This is a genomic window from Kitasatospora sp. NPDC097643 (assembly GCF_040302625.1).
In the GTDB taxonomy this organism is placed as follows: Bacteria; Actinomycetota; Actinomycetes; order Streptomycetales; family Streptomycetaceae; genus Kitasatospora.
The window spans coordinates 1-15,233 of the sequence record NZ_JBEOSA010000057.1 but is presented as its reverse complement, the minus strand read 5'-3'; the positions used below and the strand labels follow the sequence as shown (position 1 = coordinate 15,233).

Sequence of the window (15,233 nt, the reverse complement as noted above, 5' to 3'; positions counted from 1 at the left end):
GGTGGGTGGTGCTGCCCCGGGGCGACGGGGAAGACGTTCGTCGCCCCGGGGAGGCCTGCGGTCGGGGGGCGGTGCGGCCCCCGGGGTCCTCGGCTCAGCCGGGGAGTTCGGTGGTCAGGTGCTCGGGGCGGACGGGGATCCGCTTGAGCGCGAGACCGGTGGCGTTGCGGATGGCGGCCACGATCGACGGCGTCGCCGAGACGGTCGGGGCCTCGCCGACCCCGCGCAGCCCGTACGGGGCGTTGGGGTCGGGCAGTTCGAGGATCTCCACCGGGATCGGCGGGGTGTCGAGGATGGTGGGGATCAGGTAGTCGGTGAAGGAGGCGTTGCGCACCTTCCCGTCCCGGACGATGATCTCCTCCATCACGGCCAGGCCGAGGGCCTGGGTGCAGCCGCCCTGGATCTGGCCGACCACGGAGAGCGGGTTGAGCGCCTTGCCGACGTCCTGGACGGCGGTGAGCTCGACCACCTTGACCAGGCCCAGTTCGACGTCCACGTCGACCACCGCGCGGTTGGCGCAGAAGGTGTACTGGACGTGGCCGAAGCCCTGGCCGGTCTCCTTGTCGAACGGCTGGGTGGGCCGGTGGTGGTGCTCGCGGGTGAGGTCGATGGCCTCGTCGCCGAGTAGGTCGACCATGGAGACCAGCGCGCCGGCGCTCTCCGAGACGACCTTGCCGCCGACCAGCGTGATGTCGCCGTGGGTCCAGCCGTAGCGGCGGCGGCCCTTCTCGATCAGCGCCCGCTTGACCGCCTCGGCGGCCAGCTTGACGGCGCCGCCGGTCATGTAGGTCTGGCGCGAGGCGGAGGTCGAACCGGCCGAGCCTACCTCGGTGTTGGCCGGGTGGATGGTGACCTGCTCGACGCCGAGCTCGGTGCGGGCGATCTGGGCGTGCACGGTGACGCCGCCCTGGCCGACCTCCGCCATCGCGGTGTGCACCATGGCGACCGGCTCGCCGCCGATCACCTCCAGGCGCACCCGGGCGGTGGAGTAGTCGTCGAAGCCCTCGGAGAAGCCGACGTTCTTGATGCCGACGGAGTAGCCGACGCCGCGCACGATGCCCTCGCCGTGCGAGGTGTTGGACAGCGCGCCCGGGAGCTGGCGCACGTCCAGGTGCTCGGTGTCCAGCGGCGGCGGCAGCGGCATGTCCTTGACGCGCTGGAGCAGTTCGGCGACCGGGGCGGGCGAGTCGATCTGCTGGCCGGTGGGCATGAAGTCGCCCTCGGACATCGCGTTGAGCTGGCGCAGCTCGACCGGGTCCATGCCGAGCTCGGCGGCCAGCCGGTCCATCTGGGTCTCGTAGCCGAACGCGGCCTGGACGGCGCCGAAGCCGCGCATGGCGCCGCAGGACGGGTTGTTGCTGTAGAGCGCGATGGCGTGCATCTTGACGTTCGGGATCACGTACGGGCCGTGGCCGAGCGAGGCGGCGTTGCCGACGACGGCGGGGGAGGCGGAGGCGTAGGCGCCGCCGTCCAGCACGATCCGGCAGTCGGCGTAGACCAGCTTGCCGTCGCGGGTGGCGCCGTGCTCGTAGTGCATCTTGGCCGGGTGGCGGTGCACGTGGCCGTAGAAGGACTCGTCCCGGGCGTAGACGATCTTGACCGGCTTGCCGGTGTGCTGGGCCAGCAGGCAGGCGTGGATCTGCATGGAGATGTCCTCGCGGCCGCCGAAGGCGCCGCCGACGCCGGCCAGGGTGAGCCGGACCTTCTCCTCGGGCAGGTCGAGTACCGGGGCCATCTGCTGGCGGTCGACGTGCAGCCACTGGGTGGCGATGTAGAGGTCGATGCCGCCGTCCTCGGCGGGGACGGCCAGGCCGGACTCGGGGCCCAGGAAGGCCTGGTCCTGCATGCCGACCTCGTAGTCGCCGGAGACGATGACGTCCGCCATCGCCCGCACCTCGTCGGTCACGCCGAGGCCGGAGACCAGCTTCTGCTCGTGGCAGATGTTGCCGTACCCGTGCGACTTGAACTCGTGCGGCTCGTGCACGTAGCCGTGGGTCTCGGGGTCGAGGCACTGCTCCTCGGTGACGATCGGGGTGAGCACCTCGTACTCGACCTTGATCTTCTTCACCGCGCGGCGGGCCGTCTCCGGGTGGTCGGCCGCGACCAGCGCGATCGCCTCACCGTGGTAGCGGACCTTGTCGATCGCCAGGGCCGGCTGGTCCTGGATCTCCAGGCCGTAGTACTTGGAGCCGGGGATGTCCTGGTGGGTGAGCACGGCGTACACGCCGGGCACCTTGAGCGCCTCGGAGATGTCCACGCTCAGGATGTTGGCCCGGGGGTGCGGCGAGCGCAGCGCCATACCCCAGAGCATGTCCTCGTGCCACATGTCGGACGAGTACGCGAACTCGCCCTTGACCTTCAGGTTGCCGTCCGGGCGCAGCGGCGAGCCGCCGATGCCGTCCTTGGACGCCTGGTTGATGTTCTGGAGGTTCTTCTGCCCCTGGATCGTCCGCGTGCTCATTCGGCATGCCCCTTACCAGCGCACTTGCGGGCGGAGGCGAGCCGCACCGCGTCCATGATCTTCTCGTAGCCCGTGCAGCGGCAGAGGTTGCCCGACAGCGCCTCGCGGATGTCGTTGTCACTCGGCTGCTCGTCGCGCTCCAGCAGCGCGTCGGTCTGCACCAGCAGGCCGGGGGTGCAGAAGCCGCACTGGACGGCGCCGGCGTCGATGAACGCCTGCTGGACGAGGCCCAGCTCGCCGTTCTCGTCGGCGAGGCCCTCGACGGTGCGCACCTCGCGGTCCTGCACCTGGCCGGCCGCGACCAGGCAGCTGCAGACCGGCACGCCGTCCAGGTAGACGGTGCAGGAGCCGCACTCGCCCTGCTCGCAGGCGTTCTTCGAGCCCGGCAGGCCGACCCGCTCGCGCAGCACGTAGAGGAGGCTCTCGCCCTCCCAGACGTCGTCCGCCTCGACGGGCTTGCCGTTGGCGGTGAAAGTCACCCTCATGCCGCGCTCCTGATCTGCTTGCTGTAGTCGTTCCAACACCAGGTGAGGGTGCGGCGGGCCATCACGGCCAGGGAGTGCCGCCGGTACTCGGCGGTGCCCCGGACGTCGTCGATGGGGGAGGCCGCGGCCTTCACCAGCTCGCCGAAGCGCTGGATCACCTCGGTGCCCAGCAGGCCGCCGGACTCCCAGAGCCCGCGCTCGGCGAGCACGCCCTGGAGGTACTCCTCGGCCTCGACGGCGCGGCGCGGCGTGGGGGCGGCCGAGCCGATGCCGGTGCCGACGGTGCCGTTCTTCGGGTGGAGGGCGAAACCGAAGGCGCAGACCGCGATCACCATCGCGTTGCGGGTGCCGATCTTCGAGAACTGCTGCGGGCCGTCCGCCACCGGGATGTGCACGGCCCGGATCAGCTCGTCGGCCTCCAGGCTGTTGCGCTTCACGCCGACGTAGAACTCGTCGATCGGGATCATCCGGGTGCCGCGGACCGAGGCGGCCTCCACGAAGACGTCCCGTCCGGCCGCCAGCAGCGCGGGGTGCGCGTCGCCGGCCGGGGAGGCGCCGCCGAGGTTGCCGCCGACGCCGCCGCGGTTGCGGATCTGCGGCGAGCCGACGGTGTGGGCCGCCAGCGCCAGCCCGGGCAGCGGCCCGGACAGTTCGTCGATGATCCGGGCGTACGGGACCGAGGCGCCGAGCTTGACGACGCTGCCGTCGTTGGACCATTCGGTGAGCTCGGTGATGCGGTTCAGGTCGAGAATCGCGGATGGCCGGTGCACGTCGAAGTTCATCTCGACCATGACGTCCGTACCGCCCGAGATGGGCAGCGCGGTCGGGTACTCAGCCTTCGCCGCGAGTGCCTCGTCCCAGGTAGCGGGCCGAAGGAACTCCATGCGGGTGTCTCCTCAAGTCGTCGCCTGCCGAACGGGTGGGCACAGTGCCCGGAACTCGGTGTTCGGACCCGGCCCGCCGTTCGTTCGCCTCGGCGTCGGATCCCGGTCACCGGGCTGTGTCCGGCGGCGTGTGGCCAGTGAACCGCTGTGACCGGGCCCACTGGGAGTCACCGATGGCATGAAGCCCGCGCTGTGGTCCCGCCCGGCATCCTGTACGTTCCTCTAAGGAGGACAATCTCGCAGCCCAGGTAATCACCGGGTGCTACCTACGACCGTAATCCGGCCGTGATTCGCAAGCTACGGGCCCGTGATCCGGCCGTCCGCCCAGACGTAACGCCAAGCACTGATGTTCGGGCACACTGTCACCCCCGGAGTGCCCCCGGACCGAAGACTCGGGCCCTCGTCTCCCCGCTCACCCTCACCCCCCAGCCCGTAAGGAGTCCGCGGATGCGTGTCCGTGACCTGCTCGCCCCCGGCGCCCCGCGACTGCGTCTGCTCGCGGCCGAGGACGAGCTTGACCGGCAGGTCAGCGGTGTCATGACCACGGACCTGCACGACCCCGGCCGCTACCTGCACGGCGGTGAGCTGGTGCTCACCGGCATGCTGTGGCGCACCGATCCGGCCGACTCCGAGCGGTTCGTGCGGACCATCGCGTCCGGTGGCGCGGTCGCCCTGGCGGCCGGCGAGGCCGAGGTCGGCCCGGTGCCGGAGGACCTGGTGGAGGCCTGTCGCCGCCACCGCATGCCGCTGCTGGCCGTGCCCGACGACATCGCCTTCGGCACCGTCACCGAGTTCATCGGCCGCCAGGTCTCCGCGGACCGGGCCGCCGACCTCGCCGCCCTGGTCGACCGGCACCGGCTGCTGGTCTCGGCGGCCGGCGGCGGCGGTCTGGACGCCGTCCTGGACCTGCTCGGCGGCGACCTCGACCTCGACTGCTGGGTGCTCACCCCCACCGGCACGGTGATCGCCGGCCCGGCCGACCGGCTCACCGCCGAGGACCGCGACCAGCTGGTCCGCGCCCACCTCGGCGCCCAGCGCCAGCGCCGCCGCCCCCCGCACCGCGCCCGCCTGGCCAGCGGCAACTACTCGCTGCTGCCCGCCCCGGCCTCCACCGAGCACGAGGCGCCGCTGGCCGACTGGCTGCTCGCGGTGGCCGGCGACGTCACCGAGTGGACCACCAAGCGCCAGCAGCTCGCCGACAACCTGGCCCGCCTGGTCGCCGCCGAGCGCCACCGCCGCGACGAGGGCCGCCGGCTGCGTCGCCGCCTCGCCGACGAGGTGCTGACGCTGTTGCAGCGCGACGCCGACCCGGCCGAGATCAGCCGCACCCTGTACGCCTCCTCGGCGATGGCCGCCCGCTACGAGAGCCCGGAGCCCAGGCCGCAGACCCCGCAGGGTTCCTGGCTGGTGCTCAGCGCCGAGGGCACCGGCCTGCCGGAGGGGGCGGTGCGGGCCGTCCTGGAGGAGGCGCTGGGCGCCGCCACCGACCGGGCCCTGGTCGCCGGGGCCGGCACCGGCGCGGTGGTGGTGATGCCCGCGATGGAGAGCGCGGTGCCCGCCGACACCCTGCGCGACCTGCTCGCCCCGCTGGAGGCCGGGCTCGGCTCGGAGGGCCGGATCACCCTCGGCGTCTCCGCCCCCGCGCTGGAGGCCGGCGGCCTGCGCGGCGCCCTGGAGGAGGCCCGGCACGCCCGCCGGATCGCCGCCGCCCGGGTCGGCCGGGTCTGCGTGGCCGGCCCCGAGGAGCTGGCCTCGCACGTGCTGCTGCTGGCCGCCGTCCCGGACGAGGTGCGCCGGGCCTTCCGCAGCCGGCTGCTGGACAAGGTGATCGCGTACGACATCGAGCACCAGGCGGACCTGGTCCGCACCCTGGAGGCGTTCCTGCGCTCGGACGGCTCCTGGACGCGCTGCGCCGCCCAGCTGCACGTGCACGTCAACACGCTGCGCTACCGGATCGGCCGGATCGAGGAGTTGACCGGCCGTGACCTGTCCCGGCTGGAGGACCGGGTGGACTTCTACCTGGCGCTCGAACTGGCCTGACGCCTCGAAGCGGGCCTGACGCCGGGTACGCGAACGGCCCGCCGCGTCGATGCGGCGGGCCGTTCGGCCGGGTGCGGGTGCGGGTTACCGCGGCGGGATGACCGGCCGGGTGCGGGTCACTGCGGCGGGATGATCGAGGTCAGCCACTGGAAGACGCCCGGCACCATCTTCTTCCAGAGCTCGGTGGCGTGCGGGCCGGTGGTCTCCTCGACCTGGACGGTGGTCGGGGCCTTGGCCACGCCGGCGATCGCCTGGCCGTCCTCGTAGCCGTCGCCCTTGGCGCCGCTGACGTACATGGCGACCTTCGGCGGCTGCTGGGCGCTCTTCAGGATGTTGACCGGGTTGTTGGCCTCGCGCAGCTTGGCGTCCTTGCCGACCAGCGAGTCCTTCTCGGTCGCCGGGTCGTTGTAGCCGGACATCGAGACGCCGGCCCGGTAGCGGTTGGGGTGCGCCAGGGCGAGCTTGGCCGCGCAGTGGGCGCCGGCCGAGTAGCCGGCGATCCCCCAGCGGTCGGGGGACGGGTCGGCGCGGAAGTTGTCCAGCACCATCTGCGGGACGTCGCGGGTGATCCAGGCGTCGGCGTTGACCTTGCCGGGGATGTCGGTGCAGCCGGCGTCGGTGTGGCCGCCGAGCAGCAGGGTGCGCGGCGCGACCAGGATGAACGGGGTGACCTTGCCCTGCTGCATCAGCGGCTTGAGCTGCTCGGAGACCTTGAGGCTGCCGTACCAGGTGGAGGAGGAGCCGGGGTAGCCCGGGATCAGCTCGACCACGGGGAACTTCTTGTCCTTGAACGCGGGGTCGTCGTACTGCGGCGGCAGCCAGACCAGCACCTCGCCGTCGACGCCGGACACCTGGCCCTTGAGCTCGGTCTTCTTGACGTCGCCGGGCACCAGCGGGTCGCCGACGCCGCCGAACTGCTGGGTGACCTTGGGCTGCTGCTTCGCGGCGGCGTCGCCGCCGCCCGAGGGGGCCTGCGGGTTCGCCGGGGCGGCCGGGTCGAGCGGCGCCACCGAGGGGACGGCCCGGACGTGGTCACCGGTGCCGAGCAGGTCGTCCCAGTTGCCGTAGATCAGGTTGGCGTTGTTGACCATCACGAAGACCATCAGCACGGCCGTGACCTGGCAGAACATGATCATGACGAGCCTGGACAGGATCCGCACCGGTTCGGGCCCGCGGACCTTTCCCCAGAACAGCAGCGCCACCGCGATGGACACCGGCACCAGGATGACGGTGAGGATGAAGAATGGCGTACCTGTCAGTTGCATCAGTTCTCGTATCCGGGTCGCAAGCCGCCCGGGCCCCACATGCCCGAACGCACTCCAATGGCATCAGACGGCGGGTAACCGATGATCGGTTGCCATCCGAATCTGTGCGGAACCTGAGAGGAACATCACGTTTCCGTGATGTTCCGGTTTCGGGTCGGCGCCTAGTCTGCCACCCGGACGGCGGTCGTCCGGACGAGATGTCCAGCGAACTTCCAGGAAGGTCCCCCGGGGCACCTTACCTCCCCGGCCGCGCGCGCCGCCGGGCGAGGCGGTGCGATCGCCCACCAGCCGGGCAGCGAGACTATGGGGATGAGCACAACCCGCTTTCGCCCGTCCCGCCGCCTCTGGCCCGCCTGTGCCGTGCTGGCCCTCGCGGTCGCCGCGGCCGGCTGTAGCAGTACCGGAGGCCGGCGCGCCGAGGAGGCGCGCGCCAAGGCCGCGGCCGCCGCCGGCAGCGCCGTCACCACCCCGCGCTGGAAGGTCGCCATGGTGACCCACGCCGGCGCCGGCGACGCCTTCTGGGACAGCGTGCGCAAGGGCGCCGAGCAGGCCGCCGCCAAGGACAACATCACCTTCCTGTACTCCAACGACGCGCAGACCCAGAACCAGGTCCAGCTCGTCCAGGCCGCCATCGACCAGAAGGTCGACGGCCTGCTGGTCACCCTCGCCAAGGGCGACGCGATGGCCGAGGTGCTCGGCAAGGCCAAGGCCGCCGGCATCCCGGTGATCACCATCAACTCCGGCCAGGAGTACTCCGCGAAGTTCGGCGCGCTCACCCACATCGGCCAGGACGAGTCCACCGCCGGCCAGGCCGCCGGCACCGAGCTCGCCTCCCGCGGCCGCAAGGACGTGCTCTGCGTCATCCACGAGCAGGGCAACGTCGGCCAGGAGCAGCGCTGCTCCGGCGCCCAGGCCAAGGCCGGCGGCTCGTTCCAGACGCTCTACGTGGACGGCGTCAACATGCCCGACGCCCGCGCCGCGATCTCCGCCAAGCTCCAGGCCGACCCGGGCATCGACACCGTGCTCACCCTCTCCGGCCCGATGGCCGCCACCGGCCTCCAGGCGATCCAGGACACCCACCGGGCCGTCGAGCTCGACACCTTCGACCTCGGCACGCAGGTGGTGACCGGCCTCAAGGCCGGCACCGTCGGCTTCGCCGTCGACCAGCAGCCCTACCTCCAGGGCTACGAGGGGGTCGACCTGCTCTGGCTGTACCGCTCCAACCTGGACATGCTCGGCGGCGGCAAGCCCGTCGCGACCGGCCCGCAGATCCTCACCAAGGACAACGCCGACGCGCTCGCCGAGTACGTCGCGAGGGGGACCAGGTGAGCACCACCGACCTGCTGGCGCAGGAGCGCCCGGCCGCGCTGCGCCGCCTGCTCGCCCGCCCCGAACTCGGCTCGCTGATCGCCGCCGTCGCCGTCTTCCTGGTCTTCGCGGCCGCCGCCGAACCGTTTCTGCGGGTCTCCTCGCTGGGCACCGTGCTCTACGCGGCCTCCACCATCGGGATCATGGCGGTGCCGGTCTCGCTGCTGATGATCGGCGGCGAGTTCGACCTCTCGGCCGGCGTCCTGGTCACCACCGCGGCGCTCACCTCGTCGATGGTCTCCTACCAGTTCACCGCGGTGACCTGGGTCGGCGTCGTGGTCTCGCTCGCGGTCACGCTGGCCGTCGGCGGCTTCAACGGCTGGATGCTCGGCCGCACCAGGCTGCCCAGTTTCATCGTCACCCTCGGCACCTTCCTGATGCTGACCGGCGCCAACCTGGGCGTCACCAAGCTGGTCTCCGGCACCGTCTCCACCAAGCCGATCTCCGACATGGAGGGCTTCGCCTCCTGCCGCTGGCTGTTCGCCTCCGAGGTCACCGTCGGCGGGCTGACGATCAAGGCCACCGTCTGGTGGTGGCTCGGCCTGCTCGCCGTCGGCACCTGGGTGCTGCTGCGCACCCGCTTCGGCAACTGGATCTTCGCCGTCGGCGGAGACGCGGCCGCCGCCCGCGCGGTCGGCGTGCCGGTCGCCCGCACCAAGACCCTGCTCTACCTCGGTGTCGGCTTCGGCGCCTGGGTGCTCGGCCAGCACCTGCTGTTCTCCTTCGACACCGTGCAGTCCGGCGAGGGCGTCGGCAACGAGCTGATCTACATCGTCGCGGCGGTCATCGGCGGCTGCCTGATCACCGGCGGCTACGGCTCGGTGGTGGGCTCCGCGCTCGGCGCGCTGATCTTCGGCATGACCAGCAAGGGGATCGTCTACGCCGAGTGGAACCCGGACTGGTTCAAGTTCTTCCTCGGCGCGATGCTGCTGCTCGCCGCCCTGCTGAACGCCTACGTCAAGCGCCAGGCCGAACGGGGGCCCCGATGAGCACCGAACCGATGAGCACCGAATCGATGAGCGCCGAACCGTCGGACACCGAACTCCTGTCGTTGACGGGCGTCGGCAAGACCTACGGCACCGTCCGCGCCCTCCAGGACGTCTCGCTCACCCTGCACGCCGGCGAGATCAGCTGCGTGCTCGGCGACAACGGCGCCGGCAAGTCCACCCTGATCAAGATCATCGCGGGGCTGCACCGGCACGACGAGGGCAGCTACACCATCGGCGGGGAGGAGGTCCGGCTGGACTCCCCCCGCCAGGCCCTCGACCGCGGCATCGCCACCGTCTACCAGGACCTCGCCGTCGTCCCGCTGATGCCCGTCTGGCGCAACTTCTTCCTCGGCTCCGAACAGGGGCACAAGCGCTGGGGCGGGCTGCGCCTGGACGCCGACGCCATGCGCGCCACCACCCGCGAGGCGCTCGCCCGGATGGGCATCGACCTGCACGACGTCGACCGCCCGATCGGCACCCTCTCCGGCGGCCAGCGCCAGTGCGTCGCCATCGCCCGCGCCGTGCACTTCGGCGCCAGGGTGCTCATCCTGGACGAGCCGACCGCGGCCCTCGGCGTCAAGCAGTCCGGGGTGGTGCTCAAGTACGTCACCGCCGCCCGCGACGCCGGCCTCGGGGTCGTCCTGATCACCCACAACCCGCACCACGCGTACCTGGTCGGCGACCACTTCACGCTGCTCAAGCGGGGCCGGATGGCCGGCAGCCACCCACGCGCCGAGATCGGCCTCGAACAGCTCACCACCGAGATGGCCGGCGGCTCCGACCTCGCCGAACTCTCCCACGAGCTCGCCCGTCCGAACACCCCTACTCCTCGTGAGGAGCGCCCGCAGCCGTGACCAGCCCCCGAGGCAGCACCAGGCCGGCCGTCCTGCCCACCCTGCTCGGCCTCGGCCCGCGCGCCGAGCGCCGCCGCCGCGCCCTGCCCGCCGGGATACTGCGGCTGCCCACCATCGGCGTCGACATCGGCGGCACCAAGGTGGTCGCCGGAGTCGTCGACGGCGAGGGCAAGGTGCTGGAGAAGCTGCGCACCGACACCCCCGACAAGAGCAAGAGCCCCAAGGTCGTCGAGGACGTCATCGTCGAACTGGTGCTGGAGCTCGCCGACCGGCACGACGTCCACGCGGTGGGCGTCGGCGCGGCCGGCTGGGTCGACGCCGACCGCTCCACGGTGCTCTTCGCCCCCCACCTCAACTGGCGGGGCGAACCGCTCCAGCAGGCGCTCAGCGAGCGGCTGCGCTTCCCGGTGATCGTCGAGAACGACGCCAACGCCGCCGCCTGGGCCGAGTGGCGCTTCGGCGCCGGGCGCGGCGAGGACCACATGGTGATGCTCACCCTCGGCACCGGAATCGGCGGCGCGGTCGTCCGGGACGGCTTCGTCGACCGCGGCAAGTACGGCCTGGCGGGCGAGTTCGGGCACATCCAGGTGGTGCCCGGCGGCCACCGCTGCCCGTGCGGCAACCGGGGCTGCTGGGAGCAGTACTCCTCCGGCAACGCGCTGGTGCGCGACGCCCGCGAACTCGTCGCCGAGGAGTCGCCGGTGGTGCAGCCGCTGCTCGCCCGGGCCGGCGGCACCGCCGAGGGCATCACCGGCCCGCTGGTCACCGAGGCCGCCCGGGCCGGCGACCCGACCGCCACCGAACTGCTCTACGAGGTCGGCACCTGGCTCGGCGTCGGCATCGCCAACCTGGCGGCGGCCCTGGACCCCGGCCGCTTCGTCATCGGCGGCGGCGTCTCCGAGGCCGGCGACCTCCTGCTGGGCCCGGCCCGGGACACCTTCCGCCGCACCCTCACCGGGCGCGGCTTCCGCCCCGAGGCCGCCATCGTGCACGCCGCCCTCGGCAACGAGGCCGGCCTGGTCGGCGCCGCCGACCTCGCCCGCCAGGTCGCCCGGCGCTTCCGCACCATCAAGCGGCGGCGGGTCGGGCGCGACGTGTCGTAACGCGCTTGAATCCGGGGCCGGTCGACGTCCGGCCGCGTCAACTACCGGTTGGTAACCGTGCGGTGTGGTTGTCGCGGCCATGCCTCCTGTGAAACAACGGAGTTGACGTCGACTCAGGAGGACTCGGATGAGAGCTCTGACCCGTCTCGCGCCACCGCTGCTGCTCGCCACCGCCCTGGTCTGGTCCTCCGTCGGACCGGCCGGGGCGGCGGCACCGCCGCCCAAGGTCCCCGAGGCGGTCGGCTGGGGCGGGGCGGTGTCCACCGTGGACGCCGACGCCACCGCGGCCGGGATCGAGGTGCTGCGCAAGGGCGGCAACGCGGTGGACGCGGCGATCGCGTCGGCGGCCGCCCTCGGGGTCACCGAGCCCTACTCGGCCGGTATCGGCGGCGGCGGGTACTTCGTCTACTACGACCACGCCAGCGGACGGGTGTACACCATCGACGGGCGGGAGACCGCCTCCCGGACCGCCGACGAGTCGCTGTTCCTGGAGGGCGGCAAGCCGCTGCCCTTCGCCGACGCCGTCACCAGCGGACTCTCCGTCGGCGTCCCCGGCACCCCGGCGACCTGGGAGACCGCCATCGGACTCTGGGGCAAGCGCTCCCTCGCCGACGCCCTGGCACCCGCCGAACGGATCGCCGAGCACGGGTTCACCGTCGACCAGACCTTCCAGGACCAGACCGCGCTCAACCAGGCCCGGTTCAAGGACTTCCCCGACACCGCCGAGCTCTTCCTGCCCGGCGGCGCGCTGCCCGTCGTCGGCTCCACGCTGCGCAACCCCGACCTGGCCGCCACCTACCGCCTGCTCGGCCGCGAGGGCACCACCGCGCTCTACCGGGGCGAACTCGCCACCGACATCGTCCGCACCATCCAGCACCCGCCGGTCGACCCGGCCTCCGGCCGCAACGCCCGGCCCGGCAAGGTGGACGCCGCCGACCTCGCCGGCTACCAGGTCCACCGGCAGCGCCCCACCCACGTCGCCTACCGCGACTACGACGTCTACTCGATCGCCCCCTCCAGCTCCGGCGGCACCACCGTCGGCGAGGCCCTGGGCATCCTGGAGGACGGCGACCTCGCCGGCCTGGACACCACCCAGTACTACCACCGCTTCCTGGACGCGTCCCGGATCGCCTTCGCCGACCGCAACCGCTGGGTCGGCGACCCGGCCTTCAGCGACGTCCCGGTCGGCGACCTGCTCTCCGCGCGCTACGCCGCCTCCCGGGCCTGCCTGATCAATCCCGACCGGGCCCTCACCAGCCCGCTCGCCCCCGGCGACCCGCGCCACCCGGCCGACTGCGCGAGCGAGGGCGTCGCCCAGCCCGAACCGTACGAGGGGCTGAGCACCACCCACCTGACGGTCGCCGACCGCTGGGGCAACGTCGTCGCGTACACCCTCACCCTGGAACAGACCGGCGGCAGCGGCATCACCGTCCCCGGCCGCGGCTTCCTGCTCAACAACGAGCTCACCGACTTCAGCTTCGCCCCGCTCACCCCCGGCGTGCCCGACCCCAACCTGCCCGGGCCGGGCAAGCGGCCGCGCTCCTCGATCTCGCCGACCGTCGTGCTGCGCGACGGCGAACCGCTGCTGGCGACTGGCTCGCCCGGTGGCGCGACCATCATCACCACCACCCTCCAGGTGCTGCTCGGCCGGCTCGACCGGGGGCTGAGCCTGGAGCAGGCGATCGCCGCGCCGCGCGCCAGCCAGCGCAACGCGGCCGCCACCCAGGCCGAACCGGGCTTCCTCGCACTGGCGGAGCGGGCCCGGCTGGAGGGGCTCGGGCACGTCTTCACCAGTACCGCCGAGATCGGCGCCGCCACCGGCGTCGAACGGCTGCCGGACGGGCGCTGGGTGGCCGCGGCCGAACCGGTCCGGCGCGGCGGCGGCTCGGCGGCGGTGGTCCGGCCGGCGCGCTGAGCGTCCGCCCCCTCGCTGGGGCCGCTGATTCCGGGGCCGCCGGGATTGTCGGTGCCGGGCGGTATGTTCGGGGTGGGCCTCCCCTGCACGGGGGCGCCCACCCCTCGTCCGTACCGAACCACCGGGAAGGCCGCCCGCCGTGACCGTCCGCATCGCCACCTGGAACATCAACTCCGTCACCGCGCGGCTGCCCAAGCTCCTGGAGTGGCTGGAGAGCGCCAAGCCCGACGTGCTCTGCCTCCAGGAGCTCAAGTGCGCGGCCGACGCCTTCCCGTACGAGGAGGTCCGCGCGCTCGGCTACGAGACGGCCGCCCACGGCACCGGCCGGTGGAACGGCGTGGCCATCGTCTCCCGGCTCGGCCTCGACGACGTCGTGCGCGACCTGCCCGGCCAGCCCGGCTACCTCGCCGACGACGCCCTGCTGGCCGACGTCGAGCCGCGCGCCATCGCCGCCACCTGCGGCCCGGTGCGGGTCTGGTCCGTCTACGTGCCCAACGGCCGCGAGGTCGACCACGCCCACTACCGTTACAAGCTGGAGTGGCTGGAGGCGCTGCGCAAGGCCTCCGTCGAGGACGCGGCCGGCCCCCGCCCGTTCGCCGTCCTCGGGGACTTCAACATCGCCCCCACCGACCAGGACGTCTACGACGTCGCCGCCTTCGCGGGCCTGACCCACGTCACCCCCGCCGAGCGGGCCACGCTGGACGCCCTGCGCGAGGCCGGCCTCCAGGACGTCGTCCCCCGCCCGCTCAAGTACGACCAGCCGTTCACCTACTGGGACTACCGCCAGCTGGCCTTTCCGAAGAACCGGGGCATGCGGATCGACCTCACGTACGCCAACAAGGCCTTCGTCGACGCCGTCACCGACAGTTACGTGGACCGCGAGGCCCGCAAGGGCAAGGGGACCTCGGACCACGCGCCGGTGGTGGTGGACCTCGACCTGTGAGGCCCGGGGGAGCGTTGGCCCGAGGCGTGACGTCGGGTCCGGCTCACGGTGGGTGAGGGCCCGCTAACCCGAACGGTCGACACCGGGTGGCCGGGCGGCGGGGCCGTCCCTAGCGTCGGTGAGTGACCGGGTGCAGTTGTTCGATCACGTGGACATCGGAGTCCCCGGCTGCGCCCGAGAATCCCGGAGGTTCCGGCATGCGCCCCACGCGTACGGCCGCCGCCGCCCTGATCGGCGCGACGGTGCTGACCGGCCTGACGGCCCCGCTCGCGCTGGCCAAGGACGGCGCGGCCTCGGTCAGCCCGTCCCAGGCCGCACCGGGCCAGACCGTGACGGTCACGGTCTCCTGCGAGAAGTCGGACAAGCCCGACGCCAAGACCATCACCGCCCACTCGGCCGCCTTCGAGGGCGGCCCGGCCACCCTCACCCTCGGCGCCGACGGCAAGCACACCGGCTCCGCCCGGCTGGCCGATCAGCACGGCGGGGACAGCAAGGTCGACGGCACCTGTCCGAACGGCGCCTCCTTCTCCACCAGCGTCACCGTCACCACGGTCGCGGCCGCCGGCCCCGACAAGGGCACGGACAAAGGCCCGGAGAAGGGCCCGGACAAGAGCCTCGGCGACTGGGGCAAGGCCGCCGGCGAGTGGGCCGGTTCGCTCGGGCAGTCCGGCGCCGGGAGCCAGCAGGTCGCCCCGCACGGCGCGGTCAAGACCGGCCTCGGCGGCTCGGTCGCGGCCAACCCGGCGGAGCTGGCCGGCGGCTTCGCGCTCGTCGCGGGCGGCATCGGCGGCTTCTGGCTGCTGCGGCGGCGCGGTGCCTGACGACGGGCTCCCGCACCTCGCCCCGCCCCCGCACGCACCCACCTGCGCGGGCCCCGCCCCCCCCCGCGCCGCGGGCGCGCGGGGGGGGGGGGTGGGCCGGCGGCG

The 15,233-nt window shown here is 72.8% G+C and carries 12 protein-coding genes; 8 read left to right on the top strand and 4 right to left on the bottom strand.

What is annotated here, in order from left to right:
• Nucleotides 1–94: 94 nt before the first annotated feature.
• Genes pucD through ABTY15_RS29370 form a run of 3 tightly spaced genes read right to left on the bottom strand, consistent with a single transcriptional unit; the run spans nucleotide 95 to nucleotide 3,830 of the window.
• Nucleotides 95–2,461 carry a xanthine dehydrogenase subunit D gene (gene pucD, locus ABTY15_RS29380; RefSeq protein ID WP_350601981.1) on the bottom strand — a complete coding sequence of 789 codons (2,367 nt, stop codon included), beginning with the start codon at nucleotides 2,459–2,461 and terminating at the stop codon, nucleotides 95–97.
• Nucleotides 2,458–2,946 carry a (2Fe-2S)-binding protein gene (locus ABTY15_RS29375; RefSeq protein WP_350601980.1) on the bottom strand — a complete coding sequence of 163 codons (489 nt, stop codon included), beginning with the start codon at nucleotides 2,944–2,946 and terminating at the stop codon, nucleotides 2,458–2,460. Before ABTY15_RS29375 ends, pucD begins: the two co-directional genes overlap by 4 nt.
• A complete protein-coding gene (locus ABTY15_RS29370) occupies nucleotides 2,943–3,830 on the bottom strand; it encodes an FAD binding domain-containing protein (RefSeq protein WP_350601979.1) in 888 nt (295 codons plus the stop codon). The genes ABTY15_RS29375 and ABTY15_RS29370 overlap by 4 nt, the downstream gene beginning before the upstream one ends.
• A 447-nt stretch (nucleotides 3,831–4,277) precedes the next feature.
• On the opposite strand from ABTY15_RS29370, the gene ABTY15_RS29365 reads away from it, so the two are divergent.
• On the top strand, nucleotides 4,278–5,870 hold the full coding sequence (locus ABTY15_RS29365) for a PucR family transcriptional regulator (protein ID WP_350601978.1): 1,593 nt from the start codon (nucleotides 4,278–4,280) through the stop codon (nucleotides 5,868–5,870).
• 116 nt (nucleotides 5,871–5,986) lie between these two features.
• Here the strand turns inward: ABTY15_RS29365 and ABTY15_RS29360 are convergent, their stop codons facing one another.
• Complete coding sequence (locus tag ABTY15_RS29360; RefSeq protein ID WP_350601977.1) at nucleotides 5,987–7,135, bottom strand: alpha/beta hydrolase; 1,149 nt, start codon at nucleotides 7,133–7,135, stop codon at nucleotides 5,987–5,989.
• 303 nt (nucleotides 7,136–7,438) lie between these two features.
• Between ABTY15_RS29360 and ABTY15_RS29355 the strand changes: the two genes are divergently transcribed.
• The 7 genes from ABTY15_RS29355 (at nucleotide 7,439) to ABTY15_RS29325 (ending at nucleotide 15,128) form a co-directional block, all read left to right on the top strand.
• Nucleotides 7,439–8,464 (top strand): substrate-binding domain-containing protein, encoded by a 1,026-nt coding sequence (locus ABTY15_RS29355; RefSeq protein ID WP_502893624.1) that lies wholly within the window; start codon nucleotides 7,439–7,441, stop codon nucleotides 8,462–8,464.
• The gene (locus tag ABTY15_RS29350) at nucleotides 8,461–9,492 is read left to right on the top strand and encodes an ABC transporter permease (protein WP_350601975.1); all 1,032 of its coding nucleotides are present in this window, start codon (nucleotides 8,461–8,463) and stop codon (nucleotides 9,490–9,492) included. Before ABTY15_RS29355 ends, ABTY15_RS29350 begins: the two co-directional genes overlap by 4 nt.
• 11 nt (nucleotides 9,493–9,503) lie before the next feature.
• On the top strand, nucleotides 9,504–10,346 hold the full coding sequence (locus tag ABTY15_RS29345) for an ATP-binding cassette domain-containing protein (RefSeq protein ID WP_502893623.1): 843 nt from the start codon (nucleotides 9,504–9,506) through the stop codon (nucleotides 10,344–10,346).
• Nucleotides 10,343–11,449, top strand: coding sequence for an ROK family glucokinase (locus ABTY15_RS29340; RefSeq protein ID WP_502893622.1), 1,107 nt, complete (start codon nucleotides 10,343–10,345; stop codon nucleotides 11,447–11,449). Before ABTY15_RS29345 ends, ABTY15_RS29340 begins: the two co-directional genes overlap by 4 nt.
• A 127-nt stretch (nucleotides 11,450–11,576) precedes the next feature.
• Nucleotides 11,577–13,364 (top strand): gamma-glutamyltransferase, encoded by a 1,788-nt coding sequence (ggt, locus tag ABTY15_RS29335; RefSeq protein ID WP_350601974.1) that lies wholly within the window; start codon nucleotides 11,577–11,579, stop codon nucleotides 13,362–13,364.
• Between the two features lie 139 nt (nucleotides 13,365–13,503).
• Nucleotides 13,504–14,307, top strand: coding sequence for an exodeoxyribonuclease III (locus ABTY15_RS29330; RefSeq protein WP_350601973.1), 804 nt, complete (start codon nucleotides 13,504–13,506; stop codon nucleotides 14,305–14,307).
• 197 nt (nucleotides 14,308–14,504) lie between these two features.
• Nucleotides 14,505–15,128, top strand: coding sequence for a hypothetical protein (locus tag ABTY15_RS29325; RefSeq protein WP_350601971.1), 624 nt, complete (start codon nucleotides 14,505–14,507; stop codon nucleotides 15,126–15,128).
• Nucleotides 15,129–15,233 lie beyond the last annotated feature (105 nt).

Bases quoted from the DNA above. Each gene is read 5' to 3' on its own strand.
- pucD (WP_350601981.1), bottom strand. From the start codon at position 2,461: ATGAGCACGCGGACGATCCAGGGGCAGAAGAACCTCCAGAACATCAAC.
- ABTY15_RS29375 (WP_350601980.1), bottom strand. From the start codon at position 2,946: ATGAGGGTGACTTTCACCGCCAACGGCAAGCCCGTCGAGGCGGACGAC.
- ABTY15_RS29370 (WP_350601979.1), bottom strand. From the start codon at position 3,830: ATGGAGTTCCTTCGGCCCGCTACCTGGGACGAGGCACTCGCGGCGAAG.
- ABTY15_RS29365 (WP_350601978.1), top strand. From the start codon at position 4,278: ATGCGTGTCCGTGACCTGCTCGCCCCCGGCGCCCCGCGACTGCGTCTG.
- ABTY15_RS29360 (WP_350601977.1), bottom strand. From the start codon at position 7,135: ATGCAACTGACAGGTACGCCATTCTTCATCCTCACCGTCATCCTGGTG.
- ABTY15_RS29355 (WP_502893624.1), top strand. From the start codon at position 7,439: ATGGGGATGAGCACAACCCGCTTTCGCCCGTCCCGCCGCCTCTGGCCC.
- ABTY15_RS29345 (WP_502893623.1), top strand. From the start codon at position 9,504: ATGAGCACCGAATCGATGAGCGCCGAACCGTCGGACACCGAACTCCTG.
- ggt (WP_350601974.1), top strand. From the start codon at position 11,577: ATGAGAGCTCTGACCCGTCTCGCGCCACCGCTGCTGCTCGCCACCGCC.
- ABTY15_RS29325 (WP_350601971.1), top strand. From the start codon at position 14,505: ATGCGCCCCACGCGTACGGCCGCCGCCGCCCTGATCGGCGCGACGGTG.